Origin of the sequence: Flavonifractor sp. (assembly GCF_019422385.1) — a bacterium.
Taxonomy (GTDB): Bacteria; Bacillota; Clostridia; order Oscillospirales; family Oscillospiraceae; genus Flavonifractor; species Flavonifractor avistercoris.
This window is the reverse complement of the sequence record NZ_JAHZDL010000067.1, coordinates 1-14,775: the sequence shown is the minus strand read 5'-3', so window position 1 is coordinate 14,775 and position 14,775 is coordinate 1. Positions and strand designations below refer to the sequence as shown.

General features: G+C 65.5%; 18 protein-coding genes and 1 pseudogene. All 19 read right to left on the bottom strand.

Annotated elements, in window-relative coordinates:
- Positions 1 to 359: pseudogene (locus QZ378_RS09415) on the bottom strand (threonine synthase); the annotation flags it as partial.
- Complete coding sequence (locus QZ378_RS09410) at positions 347 to 1,321, bottom strand: membrane dipeptidase (RefSeq protein ID WP_291258076.1); 975 nt, start codon at positions 1,319 to 1,321, stop codon at positions 347 to 349. The gene QZ378_RS09410 and the pseudogene QZ378_RS09415, both read right to left, overlap by 13 nt.
- 16 nt (positions 1,322 to 1,337) lie before the next feature.
- Positions 1,338 to 1,709 carry a YraN family protein gene (locus QZ378_RS09405; RefSeq protein ID WP_191378506.1) on the bottom strand — a complete coding sequence of 124 codons (372 nt, stop codon included), beginning with the start codon at positions 1,707 to 1,709 and terminating at the stop codon, positions 1,338 to 1,340.
- Positions 1,706 to 2,320: a ribonuclease HII gene (locus QZ378_RS09400; RefSeq protein WP_291258075.1), complete on the bottom strand. Its 615-nt coding sequence runs from the start codon at positions 2,318 to 2,320 to the stop codon at positions 1,706 to 1,708. Before QZ378_RS09400 ends, QZ378_RS09405 begins: the two co-directional genes overlap by 4 nt.
- Entirely contained in the window at positions 2,307 to 3,191 is an 885-nt protein-coding gene (gene ylqF, locus QZ378_RS09395; RefSeq protein WP_191528593.1) for a ribosome biogenesis GTPase YlqF, read from the bottom strand. The genes QZ378_RS09400 and ylqF overlap by 14 nt, the downstream gene beginning before the upstream one ends.
- A 128-nt stretch (positions 3,192 to 3,319) precedes the next feature.
- Complete coding sequence (locus tag QZ378_RS09390; RefSeq protein ID WP_191378509.1) at positions 3,320 to 5,317, bottom strand: amidohydrolase family protein; 1,998 nt, start codon at positions 5,315 to 5,317, stop codon at positions 3,320 to 3,322.
- A 372-nt stretch (positions 5,318 to 5,689) separates the two neighbouring features.
- The gene (gene rplS / locus QZ378_RS09385) at positions 5,690 to 6,031 is read right to left on the bottom strand and encodes a 50S ribosomal protein L19 (protein ID WP_087240647.1); all 342 of its coding nucleotides are present in this window, start codon (positions 6,029 to 6,031) and stop codon (positions 5,690 to 5,692) included.
- Positions 6,032 to 6,193: 162 nt separating this feature from the next.
- Positions 6,194 to 6,793, bottom strand: coding sequence for a site-2 protease family protein (locus QZ378_RS09380; RefSeq protein ID WP_291258074.1), 600 nt, complete (start codon positions 6,791 to 6,793; stop codon positions 6,194 to 6,196).
- The gene (locus QZ378_RS09375) at positions 6,794 to 7,807 is read right to left on the bottom strand and encodes a M23 family metallopeptidase (protein WP_291258073.1); all 1,014 of its coding nucleotides are present in this window, start codon (positions 7,805 to 7,807) and stop codon (positions 6,794 to 6,796) included.
- A gap of 137 nt (positions 7,808 to 7,944) precedes the next feature.
- Positions 7,945 to 8,226 carry a zinc-ribbon domain containing protein gene (locus QZ378_RS09370; RefSeq protein WP_087240653.1) on the bottom strand — a complete coding sequence of 94 codons (282 nt, stop codon included), beginning with the start codon at positions 8,224 to 8,226 and terminating at the stop codon, positions 7,945 to 7,947.
- A 71-nt stretch (positions 8,227 to 8,297) separates the two neighbouring features.
- Complete coding sequence (locus tag QZ378_RS09365) at positions 8,298 to 8,933, bottom strand: sigma-70 family RNA polymerase sigma factor (RefSeq protein ID WP_087240655.1); 636 nt, start codon at positions 8,931 to 8,933, stop codon at positions 8,298 to 8,300.
- Positions 8,934 to 9,007: 74 nt separating this feature from the next.
- Positions 9,008 to 10,360 carry a phosphoglucosamine mutase gene (gene glmM, locus QZ378_RS09360; protein ID WP_291258072.1) on the bottom strand — a complete coding sequence of 451 codons (1,353 nt, stop codon included), beginning with the start codon at positions 10,358 to 10,360 and terminating at the stop codon, positions 9,008 to 9,010.
- A 70-nt stretch (positions 10,361 to 10,430) separates the two neighbouring features.
- Positions 10,431 to 10,871 (bottom strand): YrvL family regulatory protein, encoded by a 441-nt coding sequence (locus QZ378_RS09355; protein ID WP_291258071.1) that lies wholly within the window; start codon positions 10,869 to 10,871, stop codon positions 10,431 to 10,433.
- Positions 10,872 to 10,897: 26 nt separating this feature from the next.
- Complete coding sequence (locus tag QZ378_RS09350) at positions 10,898 to 11,644, bottom strand: AAA family ATPase (RefSeq protein ID WP_291258070.1); 747 nt, start codon at positions 11,642 to 11,644, stop codon at positions 10,898 to 10,900.
- A complete protein-coding gene (gene ruvB / locus QZ378_RS09345; RefSeq protein ID WP_191378515.1) occupies positions 11,641 to 12,699 on the bottom strand; it encodes a Holliday junction branch migration DNA helicase RuvB in 1,059 nt (352 codons plus the stop codon). The genes QZ378_RS09350 and ruvB overlap by 4 nt, the downstream gene beginning before the upstream one ends.
- The gene (locus QZ378_RS12995; RefSeq protein WP_366935194.1) at positions 12,696 to 13,325 is read right to left on the bottom strand and encodes a DUF6054 family protein; all 630 of its coding nucleotides are present in this window, start codon (positions 13,323 to 13,325) and stop codon (positions 12,696 to 12,698) included. Before QZ378_RS12995 ends, ruvB begins: the two co-directional genes overlap by 4 nt.
- Positions 13,326 to 13,339: 14 nt before the next feature.
- The gene (gene ruvA, locus QZ378_RS09330) at positions 13,340 to 13,945 is read right to left on the bottom strand and encodes a Holliday junction branch migration protein RuvA (protein WP_191378517.1); all 606 of its coding nucleotides are present in this window, start codon (positions 13,943 to 13,945) and stop codon (positions 13,340 to 13,342) included.
- A 14-nt stretch (positions 13,946 to 13,959) separates the two neighbouring features.
- The gene (ruvC, locus tag QZ378_RS09325; RefSeq protein WP_291258069.1) at positions 13,960 to 14,499 is read right to left on the bottom strand and encodes a crossover junction endodeoxyribonuclease RuvC; all 540 of its coding nucleotides are present in this window, start codon (positions 14,497 to 14,499) and stop codon (positions 13,960 to 13,962) included.
- Between the two features lie 106 nt (positions 14,500 to 14,605).
- On the bottom strand, positions 14,606 to 14,775 hold a 170-nt coding region (locus QZ378_RS09320), incomplete at its 5' end, for a tyrosine-type recombinase/integrase (protein WP_291258077.1).

Here is a 14,775-nt window from a genome sequence, read left to right as displayed (position 1 = left end):
AGCATCTGCAGGGCCATGTCCTTGAAGGCGCAGGTGGGGCCGTGCCACAGCTCCAGGCAGTAGGTATTGCCGTCCACCTGCCGGACGGGGGCCACCTCCTTCACGTCGAACTTGCCGCCGCCGTATGCCTTGGCGGCAAAGGAGGACAGCTCGGAGGAGGTGAAGTCGTCCAGGTAGGAGCCCATCACATAGACGGCCCGCTGCTGGTAGGACATGTCCCGCATGGTGTCCAGGGCGTTGTGGGACAGCTTGGGGAACACCTCGGGGGTCATGAGCCCCCCGTCGGCGGCCAGTCCCTGGGCAATGGCCTCCGCCGCCGTGCGCCGATCCCTTGCGTTTCGCGTGCTTACATAGTACATACTTCGCTCACAACCCTCATTAGATTCTCGAAAAACAGGGCGCGCACCAGTGTCTCGCTGTGATTGCGCCGCAGAAGCTCCTCATACAGGGCGGTCAGGCCGTCCACGCCCGTCAGGCCGGCCGCCAGGTCGCAGCCGTCCCAGTCCCCGCCGACAGCCAGGCTGTCCGCGCCCCCCAGGGCCCAGATGTGCTCCACATGGGCAATCAGGGCATCCAGGGTGGGGGGCTCCCCCACGAAGGAGGCGCACAGGTTCAGGCCGACGGTACCCTGAACCTTTATTATGGCAGTAATTTGCTCATCCGTCAAGTTCCGCTTGTGGGGGCACACCGCCCTGGCGTTGGAGTGACTGGCAAAAAAGGGAATCCCCGCCCGCTCCGCCAGCTCCGCCACGTCCCAGAAGCCGGGGTCGGACAGGTGGGAAACGTCCACCAGCATGCCCAGCCGCTGCATCTCGGCCACAAACGCCCGGCCCCGGGCGGTGAGGCCCCGCCCCGGCTCCTCGGCGTTGGAGCCGGACAGGGGATTGGCGTAGTTCCAGGTCAGGTTTACCGCCCGCACCCCCAGACGGTGGGCCTCCTCCAGCCGGGCCGGATCGCAGTCCAGCAGCTCCGCCCCCTCCACCGACAAAAAGGCGGCTGTCTTCCCCTGGGACAGGGCCTGCCGGGCCTCCTCCCCGGTGCGGCAGTGGGCCGCCCGGCCGCTGTGGATCTCCATCTGGCGGGCAAACCAGCCGTACTCCAGGCGGAAGATCTCCTCCGCCGCTTTGCCCGGGAAATCCGCCGGATAGCCGAACAGAGCGAAGAACTGGCAGCTTCCGCCGTAGGCCCTTTGCAGCCGGTTCAGATCCAGATGGCCGCTGTTGGACACCAGATCCCCCCGGCTCCTGTGGGGATCCTCTGCCGGAAGGCTGCCGCGGTAGACGGTGTCACAGTGTCCGTCAAAGAGACAGATTGGGTTCACAGCCCCTCTCCTCCTCTTAAAAAGCATTTTCAATCCAGGTGATGCGGGGCGCCCGGGTGGCCGTCCCCTGTGGGGCGAAGATCTCCGCCACGTCGAACCGGGGCTGGCGCACTTCCTCCGGGTGTTCGGCCAGCCACAGCTCCGCCGTGGCCCGCAGGCGGTTTTGCTTGCGGGCGTCCACCGCCGCCCGGCCGGGGGCAAAGCCCTCGCTGGTACGCAGCTTCACCTCAATAAAGGCCAAGTACTTGTCATTAGCTGCAATCAGGTCGATCTCGCCGAACCGGCTCCGGTAGCCGGCGGCCAGGATCTGCCACCCCTGCCGCCGCCGCTCCTCCGCCGCCAGGGTCTCCCCCCACCGGCCCAGCAGCTTCGCCTCTCCCCCGCTCACAGGTTTTTCAGGAAGGTTCGCCGGTGTATGGGACTGGGGCCGTACTGCCGCAGCAGCTCGTAGTGCCGCTTGGTGCCGTAGCCCTTGTGCCGGTCGAACTCGTACTGGGGGTATTGGGCCGCGATCTCTTTCATGTAGCGATCCCGGCTCACCTTGGCCAGGATGGAGGCCGCGGCAATGGAGGCCGACAGGGAATCTCCCTTTACAATCATTCTGTGGGGTGTGGTGACGGCTGCAGACCTGCCGTGATCCCGGTTGCCGTCGATGAGGGCGAAGTCCGGGGCGGGTGTGAGCCGGTCGATAGCCAGCTGCATGGCCTTCATGCGGGCGCTGAGGATGTCGGTCTCGTCGATCTCCGCCGCCTCCACCCGTGCCACCGCCCAGGCCACGGCCTGCTCCCGGATCACGGGGAAGAGGGCCTCCCGCTTCTTCTCGGTCAGCTTCTTGGAGTCGTTGAGGCCGGGCAGCTCCGCCCCGAAGGGGAGAATCACCGCCGCGGCGTACACCGGCCCGGCCAGGGGCCCGGCGCCGGCCTCGTCGCAGCCGCACACCGGGGAATACCCCTCCTCCCGGCAGGCCCGCTCCAGGGCCCAGAGATCAGTCCCCGCCATGGCCGGCCTCCACGCTCTCCGCGTCCTGGGGGCTCTCAAAGGTGATCCGCCCCAGCTTGCCGGAGCGGTATTCGTCCAGCAGGATCCGGGCCATGCGCTCGGTGTCCACCTCGCCGCCGGAGATCAGGAAGCCCCGCTTCCGTCCGCACTGCTCCAGCAGCTCCCAGCCGGGCTGCTCCGGATCCACCTCCACCTTGAACCGCTCCAGCAGGGCCTGGGGATAGCGCTTTGCCAGAATCTCAATCAGGTGGCAGGCCAGGGTCTCCAGATCCATGATCTCGTCCTTCACCGCCCCGGTAAAGGCCAGGTGGATTCCGGTGGTCTCGTCCTCAAACTTGGGCCACAGGATGCCGGGGGTGTCCAGCAGCTCCAGGCCGGCGTCCACGCTCACCCACTGCTTGCCCCGGGTGACGCCGGGCTTATTGCCCGCCTTGGCAGACTTCTTCTTCGCCACCTGGTTGATGAAGGTTGACTTGCCCACGTTGGGCACCCCCACCACCATGGCCCGCACCGGCCGGCCCACCAGGCCCTTGGCCTTCCACTGCTCCAGCTTCTCCTTCAGGGCCGTTTTGATGGCGGCGGAGAACTGGCCGACGCCCTTGCCGTCCCGGGCGTTGGTCTCCAGCACCGACCAGCCCTTCTTCCGGAACCAGTCCGACCACGCCTTGTTCATGGCCGGATCGGCCTGATCCGCCCGGTTGAGGACGATCAGCCGGGGCTTCTCCCCCACCAGCTCGTCAATGTCCGGGTTGCGGCTGGAGATGGGGATGCGGGCGTCGATGATCTCGGCCACCAGATCCACCTGCTTCAGATCCGCCTGGATCTGCCGCCGGGTCTTGGTCATGTGGCCGGGGTACCACTGGATGTTCATCCAGCGCCCTCCTTTCTTCTTGTCATGGGAATAAACCTTATTATACACAACCTGTGGTGGCTTGAAAAGGGCCAAGACGCACAAAAAAGCGGCTCCGGCAGGCGCCGGAGCCGCTTTTTGAGACGGGCTTATTTGAGCCAGCCGATGGAGACGCAGTTGCTGGGCGCGTACCAGGCCACATTGCGGCCCAGGCCCTCGAACAGGGCGCGCACCGGCACATAGCTGACCCCGTTCACCGTGGAGATGGGAACGGTGGCGGAGCGACCGTCCAGGGTGACGGTGACCTGGCTGCCGTTCACCTGCTGGGTGGCGCTGATGCCGTTGACGATGTCGTTGAGGGGCACGTAGATGATGCCGGGGCCGGCATAGGGGGCGGTGTTAAAGGTGATGGGCAGGCCGTTCCACACGACGGTGGGGGTGGTGTTGTCCCGGGTGTAGACCTCCTCGCCGCCGGAGACGGTGAGCAGGACCTGGATGTCCTTGATGTCCTCCTCGGGGCAGGTCATGTAGTCGCGGTCCAGCACCACGAAGTCGGCCAGCTTGCCAACCTCCAGGGAGCCCTTGATGTCCTCGTTAAACTCACCGTAGGCGGGCCAGATGGTGTAGGAGCGCAGGGCCTCCTCCCGGGTCATGCACTGCTCGGCGTGCCAGCCCTCGGGGGGCTCGCCCAGCCGGTCCTTCCGGGTGACGGCCGCATACAGGCCGTGGAAGGGGTTGACCAGCTCCACCGGCGCGTCGGAGCCGTTGAGGATGATGCTGCCGCTGTCCAGGATGGTGCGCCAGGCGTAGGCGCCCTCCAGGCGCTCGGCGCCGATGCGGTCCTCCGCCACCAGCATGTCGGAGGTGGCGTGGGTGGTCTGCATGGCGGGGAGCACGCCCATGTCGATGGCCCGCTGGATGTCCTCCAGGGTGAGGATCTGGAAGTGCTCAATGCGCAGGCGGGGGTCCTCCCGGGGGTTCTCGGCCATGACCCGCTCATAGGCGTCCAGAATCTGGTGGTTGGCGCCGTCGCCGATGGCGTGGCTGCCGGTCTGGTAGCCGTTGTCGTAGGCCAGCTTCACTAGCTGGTACATCTCCTCGTCAGTGGAGCGGTAGTTGCCGATGTGGCCGGGCCGGTCGCTGTACTCCTCCAGCATGGCGGCGGAGCGGGCGCCCAGGGAGCCGTCGCTGAACAGCTTCACGGCCCGCACGTCCATGTGGTTGTTGTACAGGCCGCTCTGGGGAGGCGTATTGCGCAGATAGTCGGCCTGCTCCCCCTCCGTGGACTCCAGGGACATGAGGATGTAGGAGCGCAGCTTGAGCTCGCCGGACTCGTACAGGGGCTTATAGACCTCGTTGAGCATCTGCACGGAGGTGCCGGCGTTCATGGCGGAGGTCAGGCCGTAGGAGAACAGCTGCTCCTGGGCCAGCAGGAGGGCCTGCTGCTCCTGCTCAATGCTGTAGGCGGGCAGCAGGGCGGAGATGGGGTCCATGGCCGTGTCGGTGACGCAGCCCTGGAGCTCCCCGGCCTCGTTCTTCAGATACTCGCCGCCCTGGGGGTTGGGGGTGTCCTTGGTGATGCCGGCCAGCTCAAAGGCCATGGAGTTGACCCAGCACATGTGGCCGTCCGCCCGGGTCAGGAAGACCGGGTTGTTGGGGGCCACGGCGTCCAGCTCCTCCTTGGTGGGATAGGCGGTGTCCTCCCACACGCTGTTCAGCCAGCCCCGGCCGCGAATCCACTCGCCGGGCTCGGCCTTGGCCACCTCGGCGGCCACAGCGGCCAGGATGTCCTCCTTGGGCTTCCAGAAGGCGTCGATCTGCAGCAGGCTCTCACCCAGGCCGTTGATGTGCATGTGGCCCTCGATGAGGCCGGGCACGACGGTCTTGCCCCCCAGGTCCACGACCTTGGTGCCGGGGCCGATATAGGCCTCCACGCCGGCCTCGTCGCCCACGTAGATCAGCCGGTCGCCCTTGATGGCAATGGCGCTGGCGGTGGAGAAGTCCTCGTCAACCGTATAGATGTTGCCGTTGCGGTACACGCTGTCAGCGGTTTCCGCGCTGGCGGCGGAGGCGGGGAAGATGGTCAAGAGCATGGTGAGGGTCAAAACTGCGGCGAGCACGCGGAACATGCGCTTTTTTCGTGACATACAGCTACCTCCTTGACTGTTCTTGTCGTTCTCCTCGGGTCTCTCTGGCGCCGGAAACGGTCAGTGCGGTCCCCCCTTCTTTCCTATGATGTGGTAAGGTCAATGTATCACTCCGGCCGGATATTTTCAATAGTAAAATGCCCTTTCATCTGTGCGCCGGACAAAGACTATTTTCCGCACATTTGGGGGCCGCAAAGGCGGGTAAACCGCCCGTTTTATTTTCCGTTCCGTATGAACCTGCGGCGCGTGCCATAAAAATTCTGAAGCAACGCTGAAATATTTGTAGAATACGACGAAAGCAAAGCGAAAAACCGGGCGGCGCGGAGGATTTCCTCCGCGCCGCCCGGTTTCTGCGGCTGAATATGTCCGCGCTCAGATGCGCTCCTTGACCTTGGCGCTCTTGCCCACACGGTCCCGCAGGTAGTACAGCTTGGCCCGGCGGACCTTGCCCTTGCGGACGGTCTCGATCTTCTCGATGGTGGGGGCGTGGATGGGGAAGACCTTCTCCACACCGACGCCGTAAGAGATGCGGCGGACGGTGATGGTCTCCTCGATGCCGCCGTGCTTCTTGGCGATCACGGTGCCCTCAAAGACCTGGATACGCTCCCGGTTGCCCTCCTTGATGTGGACGTGAACGCGGACGGTGTCGCCCACTTCGGCCACAGGGGGCTCGGCCTTCAGGTTCTTGTTGTTGAATGCCTGCATGAGATCCATTTGTAACTTCCTCCTGGTTTATAGGCGTTCGTACCGGCCTTTCCGGCCGCCCGATGTCTGGGAAGCGGCCGCCGCAGAGGAACACCCTTTATTGAGACTGCAATAGTTTACCACAACCGGTCCCGGATTGCAAGCACATTTTTGACTTTCAGGCGTAAATCTTCATCCCAGCCGCTCCATCCGCATGTTTCCCGCCGCCGGCGCGGCCAGCAGCCACAGCGCGGTGAGCAGCAGGCTCAAATTCCCCCGCCCCTTCCACACCAGGGCCAGGGCCCCGCACACCAGCCCCGCCGCCAGGGCGGCGGAGAGGGCGGGGACAAACCTGTCCGCCCGCGTCCGCCCGGCCAGCAGGGCCAGAGCGCACCACAGCACCCGCCCACCGTCCAGCTGGGCGGCGGGGAGCAGGTTGAAGGCGCCCAGGGCCAGATTGAGCCCGGCGAAGCAGTAGCCCAACTCCGTCCCCGTCCTGGCCGCCGCCCAGGCGGCGGCCAGGTTGGCGCAGGGCCCGGCCAGGGCGGCGATGCACTGGCCCGCGTACCCCAGAGGATAGCGGGCGGACAGGCGCATCTCCGCCCCCACGCAGGTGAGGCGCAGGGCGGTGATCCGGCCGCCCAGGGCCCGGGTAGCCAGCCAGTGCCCCGCCTCGTGGAGAGCACAGGCCAGCAGGGCCAGGGGCAGCACCCCCTGGCCGTCCAGGTAGTACAGCGCCGCCAGCATCAGCAAGGCGCCGCCGCTGATCTCCACCCGCCTCCAGCGCAGCATCTAGGTGGTCTCGATATAGTAGAGCGGGTTGAGGAGCACCCCGTTGAGCTTCAGCTCAAAGTGGAGGTGGGGGCCGGTGGCGTTGCCCGTGTCCCCGGACTGGGCCACACGCTCCCCCGCCGCCACCACCTGGCCCTGCTGAACCAGCAGCTGGCTGCAGTGGGCGTAGAAGCTCTTCAGGCCGCCGGCATGGCTGAGCTGAAGGTAGAGGCCGTAGACGGGGCTGTCGCCGATGTAGTCCACCGTTCCGCTGGCGAAGGCCAGCACATCGGTGCCGTTGTTGACGGCCAGATCCACCCCGTTATGGAACTTCTCCTCCCCGTCCACCGGGTGCTCCCGCCAGCCGAAGGGCGAGGAGACCCACCCCAGGGCCGGTGTCACCGTCTCCGTAATCCCCAGGGCACTCAGGCTGTATTTGTCCATGGTGGCGTTATCGGGCAGGGCAGGGCCGGTGTACTCCACATGCACCACCGCCGGCTCCGCCTCGGGCTGGGACTCCGTTTGGTCGGTCTCCGACCGGGGCTCCGCCGGGGTCGCCGCCAGCGGCCCCCGCAGGCCCAGCCAGTGGCCAGACGCATCCTCCCGGACTGGAAAGCCGCTGAGGAAGGCGGCCTGGGCCCGGAGCAGCGGGGAGTCCGCCCGGGACGCCTGCCCCTGCACGGTCACCGCCGCTCCGCCGAACACCTCCACCCACAGCTCCCCCAGGGTGTCCAGGATGGGCTCCCCTTGGGAGACAGAACGGCCCAGCTGGGAAAAGGCGGCCTGGAAATCCGTATCGCTCTGAATCACGCCCAGCACCGTCTCCCGGGCCTCCGCCAGCCGCTCCGGAAAGATCCCCTTCCCCACAAACACCGCCAGAAACAGGGCCAGACAGACGGCCAGCTGGGCCAGCCGCCGCCGCTCCCGAAGGCCGAGGGCCACGCCTGCCCCACTCCCCCGCCGTCTGGCCATCCTCCGCTGTCCCCCGCTCCGCTCCTGCCGCCGCTTCTCCCACTTTTGATAGGCCGTATCCATCGTGCTCTTCCCTTCCGTAATCCGTCTTGTAATGATTCATATGCGGACGGGCCCGCGGCTATGCGGCGAAAACGGGAAGACACATAAAAAGACGCACCGCAGATTCTGCGGTGCGTCTTTTTGGTTGTCAGTAGGACTCAGCCCTGCTGCTCACGCATGCGGGCGAAGCACTCGCTGCAGTAAACGGGACGGTCGGACTTGGGCTCAAAAGGAACCCTGGCCTCACCGCCGCAGGCAGCGCAGGTAGCGGTGAAATACTCACGGGGGCCGCGGGCCGCAGCCTTACGGGCGTCGCGGCAGGCCTTGCAGCGCTGGGGCTCGTTCTGGAAACCGCGCTCCGCGTAGAACTCCTGCTCACCGGCGGTGAACACGAACTCCTGGCCACATTCCTTACATACCAGAGTCTTGTCTTCGTACATGATGATACCCTCTCTTTGCATTGTTGCCCAGATCCGGATTTCCCGAGCGTGCTGGGACTGTAATATTGCGTTCAGCTTTCGCTGACATCGCCAGATGAAGATTGCTGCGCCAATTTGCGCCGGATGCGCTGGACAGCGTTGTCCACCGATTTCGGGGACTTTTTGACCTCGGCTGCGATCTCAGAGTAGGACAAACCGGTCAGATACAACCGAAGTACATTGGCTTCGAAACCGGACAATTGGCCCATCAGTGCCTCCATCCGCTCCCGGAAGGCCTCCCTGCTGAGAAAAATCTCCTCCGGATCCTCCAGATGCTGAACCGATGCACGGTAGGCATAGCGATCGCCGTTCCCGCAAAAAAGAGGGGTTTCGAATGAGACCGAGTTGTTCAGCGGTGTGTGCTTATCTCTTGCTGCTGCCTTGATGACAGAGAGCAGGCGGTTCTTGATGCAGACCTCCGCATAAGTGCGGAAAGAGGCCGCCTTGGACGGGTCATACTCCCGGATGGCGGCCAGCAGGCCCACCATTCCCTCCTGAATCAGATCCTCACTGTCGCCCCCGGCCAGGAAATAGGGCCGGGCACACACCCGCACCAAGCGGTTGTAGCGAATAACCAAACGCTCCTCCGCGACCCGGTCACCGGCGGCGGCCCTGCCGCAGAGAACTTCGTCGGAATCTGATCCAGATGGATTCTGACCTGCTTTCATACCCTTGCTCCTTGTATATTATATGCGAAAGGTTCAGAACTGTCAAGCTTTTGTGCAAATTTTCTCCGCCGATCTCAGCTGTTTTTTATCACATTTGCCAAAAATTCGGCGACCGCGCGGGCCTCATCCCCGGTCTGGGCCTCCACCATGACCCGGATCAGGGCCTCGGTGCCCGAGGGGCGCACCAGAATCCGGCCGTTGCCCGCCAGGGCCTTCTCCTGCTGGCTAATGGCGGCCTGAAGGTCTGCGTCGGCCATGATGGCCTCCTTCTTGGCCTTGTCGGCCACGGGAATGTTGACCAGCACCTGGGGATACCGTCTGCACCCAGCCACCAGCTGAGAGGCCTTTTTCCCGGAGCGGCAGAGTAGATCCAGGAACTGCAGGGCGGTGAGCTGGCCGTCGCCGGTGGTGGCGTAGCGGCGGAAGATGGTGTGCCCCGACTGCTCGCCGCCGATGACGTAGCCGCTCTCCTCCATCTTCTCCAGCACGTTGCGGTCGCCCACGCTGGTGCAGAAGAGCGCCACGCCGTGCTCCTGGCAGAAGCGGTGCAGGCCCAGATTGCTCATGACCGTTGCCACGATGGCCCCGCCGGACAGCTCCCCCTTCTCCTTCAGATCCAGGCCGCAGGCGGCGATCACCTGGTCACCGTCAATCTCCTCCCCCGTCTCGTCCACCATGAGGCAGCGGTCGGCGTCGCCGTCAAAGGCGATGCCCAGGTCATAGCCGCCGGCCTTCACCATGGCCTTGAGCTGCTCCAGATGGGTGGAGCCGCAGCCGTTGTTGATGTTGACTCCGTCGGGATCGGCGTGGATCACGTCGGTGTGCAGATCGGGGAAGCGGTCGAACAGCCGGGCCGCCGTGGCGGAGGCGGCGCCGTTGGCGCAGTCCACCAGGATGTGCAGTCCCGCCAGGTCGGAGCCGATGGTGGACACCAGGTGGTCGATGTAGTCCTGGCTCTCCTGCTGGTCGGCGTAGATCACCCGGCCGATGTCCCCGCCGGTCTTGAGGGGCACCGCCACATCGTTGAGGATGATGTCCTCGATGCGGTTCTCCAGCTCGTCGGACAGCTTGAAGCCCCGGCCGTTGAAGATCTTGATGCCGTTGTGCTCAAAGGGGTTGTGGGACGCGGAGATCACCACCCCCGCGTCGCAGCCGGTGTCCACCGTCACCCAGGCCACCGCCGGGGTGGGGATCACGCCCAGGTGGAGCACGTCGGCCCCGGCGGAGCACAGCCCGGCGATCAGCGCCCCCTCCAGCAGATCGGAGGAGATGCGGGTGTCCTTGCCGATGGCAAACCGGGGCTGCCCGCCCCCCTTCTCCTGGGTCATCACGTGGGCGGCGGCCATGCCCACCTTGTACGCCAGCGTCGCGTCCAGTCCGTCGTTGACGACACCGCGGATGCCGTCGGTTCCAAATAATTTACCCATGTTTTCTTCCACCTCGTTATCAATTGACCGTTCCGACCCGTTCCGGGCGAAACCCAGTGTTTTGTTGATGTTAATCGCTCTCCTGATCCTGCCCGGGCCTTTTCCGCTGCCGCGCCTTCTCGATGGGCTGGGAGCAGAGGGCGGACAGCAGCCCCGTCACCAGAATCGCCAGGGCGTTGGCCTCCACCTGGGGCATCAGGAGATCCGCCGCCCGGAACACCAGGGCGGAGCACAGGGTATCCAGGGGGATGTACAGGAGGTTTGCCTGCCGCCGGGTAGCCCAGCCCAGCCGGAACAGGGCACCGGCCAGCCCGTTGGTGAACAGCTCCAGGGGCAGGCCGATCACTGAGGAGAGCACTACATAGCCAATCAGCCAGCCGAAGGAGGTATAGCGCACCCCCAGCAGATGCAGAAGCCCGGCGTCCACCAGGATGACGGCCGCCGCAGCGGCCAGAACAAGGTGCACCGCCAGGAGCACACCCAAAACGGCGCCCCAGAAATTCTTCTTCATGGAGATTGCTTGGTTCCCTTCTTCTCTCAGTCATCCCCGAACAGCGTCCGCAGCATCCCCTCCGGGTCGTTGAGGAAGCGGCGCGTCAGGATGTAGTGCTCGGTGTGCCGGTATTCCGTCCGCTCTATGCCCTTCTCCGAGAGCAGGTAGATGGCCGCCCCAGGGTAGGCCATCAGGATGGGCGAGTGGGTTGCCACCACAAACTGGGAGCCCGCCTGCGCCAGCAGACGCATCTGCCCCAGCAGGGTGAGCTGCCGCGCGGGGGACAGGGCGGCCTCCGGCTCATCCAGCAGGTAGAGCCCCTCCCCGCCGAAGCGGTTCTGCACCAGGGCCAGGAAGCTCTCCCCGTGGGACTGGGCGTGGAGGGAAACCCCGCCGTAGCTGTCCAGCAGGCTGGGGCCGGGCTCCTCGTCCAGCCTGTCGATATAGCTGGCCGCGTTGTAGAAGCTCTCCGCCCGGAGAAAGAAGCCGTCCCGGGGGTAGGCGCTGCGGGAGACGGTGAGATACTCCCCCAGGGCCGAGTGGGTGTCCCGGGTGGAGAAGGAGAAGTTCCGGGTGCCCCCCTCCGGGTTGAAGCCGCAGGCGACGGCGATCCCCTCCAGCAGGGTGGACTTTCCCGCCCCGTTCTCCCCCACCAGAAAGGTGACCGGGCTGTCGAAGGCCAGCCGCTCCCCCGCCTGCAGTTGGGCCAGGGCGGGCAGCTTGTTCAGCCAGGAGTCCTCCGGCAGGGGCTGGTTCAGGAAAATCTCCCGGATAAAGCCCGGGCCGCTCACAGGGAAAGCTGATCCAGGCCGAAGCCCCCGCCGGGCGGGGTCAGGCCCAGGTGCTCATAGGCACGCCGGGTGACGCACCGGCCCCGGGGGGTACGGGTGAGGAAGCCCATCTGCATGAGATAGGGCTCGTACACGTCCTCCAGGGTGACGGCCTCCTCGTTGATGGTGGCGGCCAGGGTCTCCAGGCCCACCGGGCCGCCGCCGTAGTGCTCAATGATACTGGTGAGCATGCGCCGGTCGATGGCGTCCAGCCCCAGGTGGTCCACCTCCAGAGCGGTGAGGGCCTGGTCGGCCACCGCGCGGGTGATCACGCCGCCGGCCTTCACCTGGGCGAAGTCCCGCACCCGCCGGAGCATCCGGTTGGCGATGCGGGGGGTGCCCCGGCTGCGCTTGGCGATCTCCATGGCGCCGTCGTCCTCGATGGGCACATCCAGGATGCCCGCCGAGCGCTTGACAATCAGGGCCAGCTCCTCCGGGGTGTACAGCTCCAGCCGCAGGGTCACGCCGAAGCGATCCCGCAGGGGGGCGGACAGCTGGCCCGCCCGGGTGGTGGCCCCGATCAGGGTGAATTTTGGCAGATCCAGCCGGATGGAGTTGGCCGACGGCCCCTTGCCGATGATGATGTCGATGGCGAAGTCCTCCATGGCCGGGTACAGGATCTCCTCCACCGAGCGGTTGAGCCGGTGGATCTCGTCCACAAAGAGGATGTCGTTCTCCGCCAGGTTGGTGAGCAGGGCGGCCAGGTCCCCCGGCTTCTCGATGGCCGGGCCGGAGGTGATGCGGATGTTGACCCCCATCTCGTTGGCGATGATGCCGCTGAGGGTGGTCTTGCCCAGGCCGGGCGGGCCGTGGAGCAGCACGTGATCCAGGGGCTCCCCCCGCATCTTGGCGGCCTGGATGAACACCTCCAGGTTGCCCTTGGCCTTCTCCTGGCCGATGTACTCCCGCAGGGTCTTGGGCCGCAGGGAGCCCTCGTTCTCATCCTCCCGGGTCAGGGACGTGGTGACCAGGGGCTCCTCTGTCTCAAAGCCGGTGTCGGAAAAATCAATGCTCAAGTGCTCACTTCCTCTGAAATCCCCAGTTCTTCTTCCGGTGTCGGGGGCCTGGTGTGCCCGCGCAGCTCGGGTGAGCAGGCGCCGCAGGCGCGGTAGTTCTCCCGCCCCTCCGCCAGCGTTACGAGGTTGCAGCCGCCGGGCTCGTCTGGGTGCTCCAGCGCCCAGGGGTCGTCCACCCAGGCGCAGACAGGGCAGGTCTGATAGCTTCCTGCCGGCTTCTCTTCCATCGTATAGCTCCCACAGCACGGGCAGGGATACGGCTTCGCCGTTCCGGCGCCGGAGGGCGCGGCGGGGCGGCAGCTGTCCAGCAGCTCCGCCACCTTGTCCAGGAAAGACTCCTCTCCCACGGTGTTCATCTTGACGAACATGGCCTGACTGCCGCCGGAGGTGATGGCGGAGATGAAAATCCGGTTCCCCTCCCCCACCAGGGTCAGGCTCAGGCTCACCCGGTTTCCGCCCAGAAGGCTGTACCGCTCATAGACCCGCACCGCACAGCGGAAATCCGGGCCGCTGTAGTCGCTGCCATCCTCCCAGCTGGCCGAGGCGCTGCCGCTCAGGATGCCGTCGTGCAGGTAGTCCAGCAGGGCGTCAAAGTCTCCGGTTACGGTTCGCTCCAGTTTCGCCATGACTCGGCCCCCCTTTAGTTCTTGACCATCTTTTTCAGCGCCTGTTTGATCACGTCCTCCAGGGACAGGGCGTCCACGTCGATGCCCTTGAGGGCAACGCCGATCTCGCTCTGGCTGTAGCCCAGCACCGCCAAAGCGGCGGCGGCCTCGCTGGACTTGTTCTCGGGGATCACCGTGACGCCGGTGCCGCCGTAACTCTCCCCGTCGGCGGAGAGCTGCCCCTTGGCCAGCTTATCCTTCAGCTCCAGGATGATGCGCTGGGCGATTTTTTTGCCGATGCCCTGGGCCACCGTCAGGGCCTTCTCGTCCCCGGTGATGATGCTCATGGCCAGGGACTCCGGCGTGGCGGCAGACAGGATGGACAGGGCCGCCTTGGGCCCCACGCCGGACACGCCGATGAGCATCTGGAAGCAGTTGAGCTCGTTCTCGGAATAGAAGCCGTACAGCTCCATGGCGTCCTCCCGGACGTTCAGGTGGGTGTAGAGCTTGGCCCTCTCCCCCTTTTTCAGCCGGGCAAGGGTGTTGTTGGTGGTGCGGCAGGCGTACCCCACCCCCCCGCAGTCGATGACCGCCAGGAAGGGGGCCGTGTGAGCCACGGTGCCGTTGACATAGTAAAACATGGTGTGATTCGCTCCTAACGGGTGGGATTGCGCACCTCATACCGGCCGCTGCCCGGCCTGGCGGCGTCGGGGCTCTGGAGCCGGGAGGTGAACGAGCGGGCGTGGCACAGGGCGATGGCCACCGCGTCGGCGGCGTCGTCCGGCTTGGGGACGGCCTTCAGGTTCAGCAGGCGGCGGGTCATGTCCATGACCTGCCGCTTCTCCGCCTTGCCGTAGCCCACCACCGCCTGCTTCACCTGGCTGGGGGTGTACTCATAGATAGGCACGCCCTTGCGCTCCGCGGCCAGCAGGATCACGCCCCTGGCCTGGGCCACGCCGATGCCCGTGGTGATGTTGTTGTTGAAGAACAGCTCCTCCACCGCCATGGCCTCCGGCCGGAACTGCTCCAGCAGCAGCTCCATGTCGTTGAAGATCTGGAGCAGCCGGGCGGGCAGAGGCTCCCCCGCCGGGGTGGTGATGGCGCCGCACTGCACCAGCCGCTGCCGGCCGCAGTCTGCCTCCACCAAGCCGAAGCCCACGATGGCGAAGCCGGGGTCGATTCCTAAAATCAGCATGGTATGCGTTCCCTTTCTCAGTCCATACAGAAAATATTGTACCACGGCGGCCACGGCGGCGCAAGATGGAAAACAGGCCGGAACACACTGTGCTCCGGCCTGTCGCTTACGCCCTGGGATGGGCTTTGTTGTACACGTTTTTCAGCTTCTGGTTCACCAGCTGGGCGTAGATCTGGGTGGAGGAGATATCCGCGTGGCCCAGCATCTCCTGGATGGAGTGGAGGTCCGCCCCGTTCTCCAGCAGGTGGGCGGCAAAGGAGTGGCGCAGGGTGTGGG

What these genes read in the sequence shown, in the direction of transcription:
- QZ378_RS09355 (WP_291258071.1), bottom strand. Translation starts at nt 10,871, where the DNA reads ATGAAGAAGAATTTCTGGGGCGCCGTTTTGGGTGTGCTCCTGGCGGTG.
- ruvA (WP_191378517.1), bottom strand. Translation starts at nt 13,945, where the DNA reads ATGTTTTACTATGTCAACGGCACCGTGGCTCACACGGCCCCCTTCCTG.
- QZ378_RS09375 (WP_291258073.1), bottom strand. Translation starts at nt 7,807, where the DNA reads ATGGATACGGCCTATCAAAAGTGGGAGAAGCGGCGGCAGGAGCGGAGC.
- QZ378_RS09390 (WP_191378509.1), bottom strand. Translation starts at nt 5,317, where the DNA reads ATGTCACGAAAAAAGCGCATGTTCCGCGTGCTCGCCGCAGTTTTGACC.
- QZ378_RS09370 (WP_087240653.1), bottom strand. Translation starts at nt 8,226, where the DNA reads ATGTACGAAGACAAGACTCTGGTATGTAAGGAATGTGGCCAGGAGTTC.
- rplS (WP_087240647.1), bottom strand. Translation starts at nt 6,031, where the DNA reads ATGGATCTCATGCAGGCATTCAACAACAAGAACCTGAAGGCCGAGCCC.
- ylqF (WP_191528593.1), bottom strand. Translation starts at nt 3,191, where the DNA reads ATGAACATCCAGTGGTACCCCGGCCACATGACCAAGACCCGGCGGCAG.
- QZ378_RS09365 (WP_087240655.1), bottom strand. Translation starts at nt 8,933, where the DNA reads ATGAAAGCAGGTCAGAATCCATCTGGATCAGATTCCGACGAAGTTCTC.
- QZ378_RS09400 (WP_291258075.1), bottom strand. Translation starts at nt 2,320, where the DNA reads ATGGCGGGGACTGATCTCTGGGCCCTGGAGCGGGCCTGCCGGGAGGAG.
- ruvC (WP_291258069.1), bottom strand. Translation starts at nt 14,499, where the DNA reads ATGCTGATTTTAGGAATCGACCCCGGCTTCGCCATCGTGGGCTTCGGC.
- glmM (WP_291258072.1), bottom strand. Translation starts at nt 10,360, where the DNA reads ATGGGTAAATTATTTGGAACCGACGGCATCCGCGGTGTCGTCAACGAC.
- QZ378_RS12995 (WP_366935194.1), bottom strand. Translation starts at nt 13,325, where the DNA reads ATGGCGAAACTGGAGCGAACCGTAACCGGAGACTTTGACGCCCTGCTG.
- QZ378_RS09380 (WP_291258074.1), bottom strand. Translation starts at nt 6,793, where the DNA reads ATGCTGCGCTGGAGGCGGGTGGAGATCAGCGGCGGCGCCTTGCTGATG.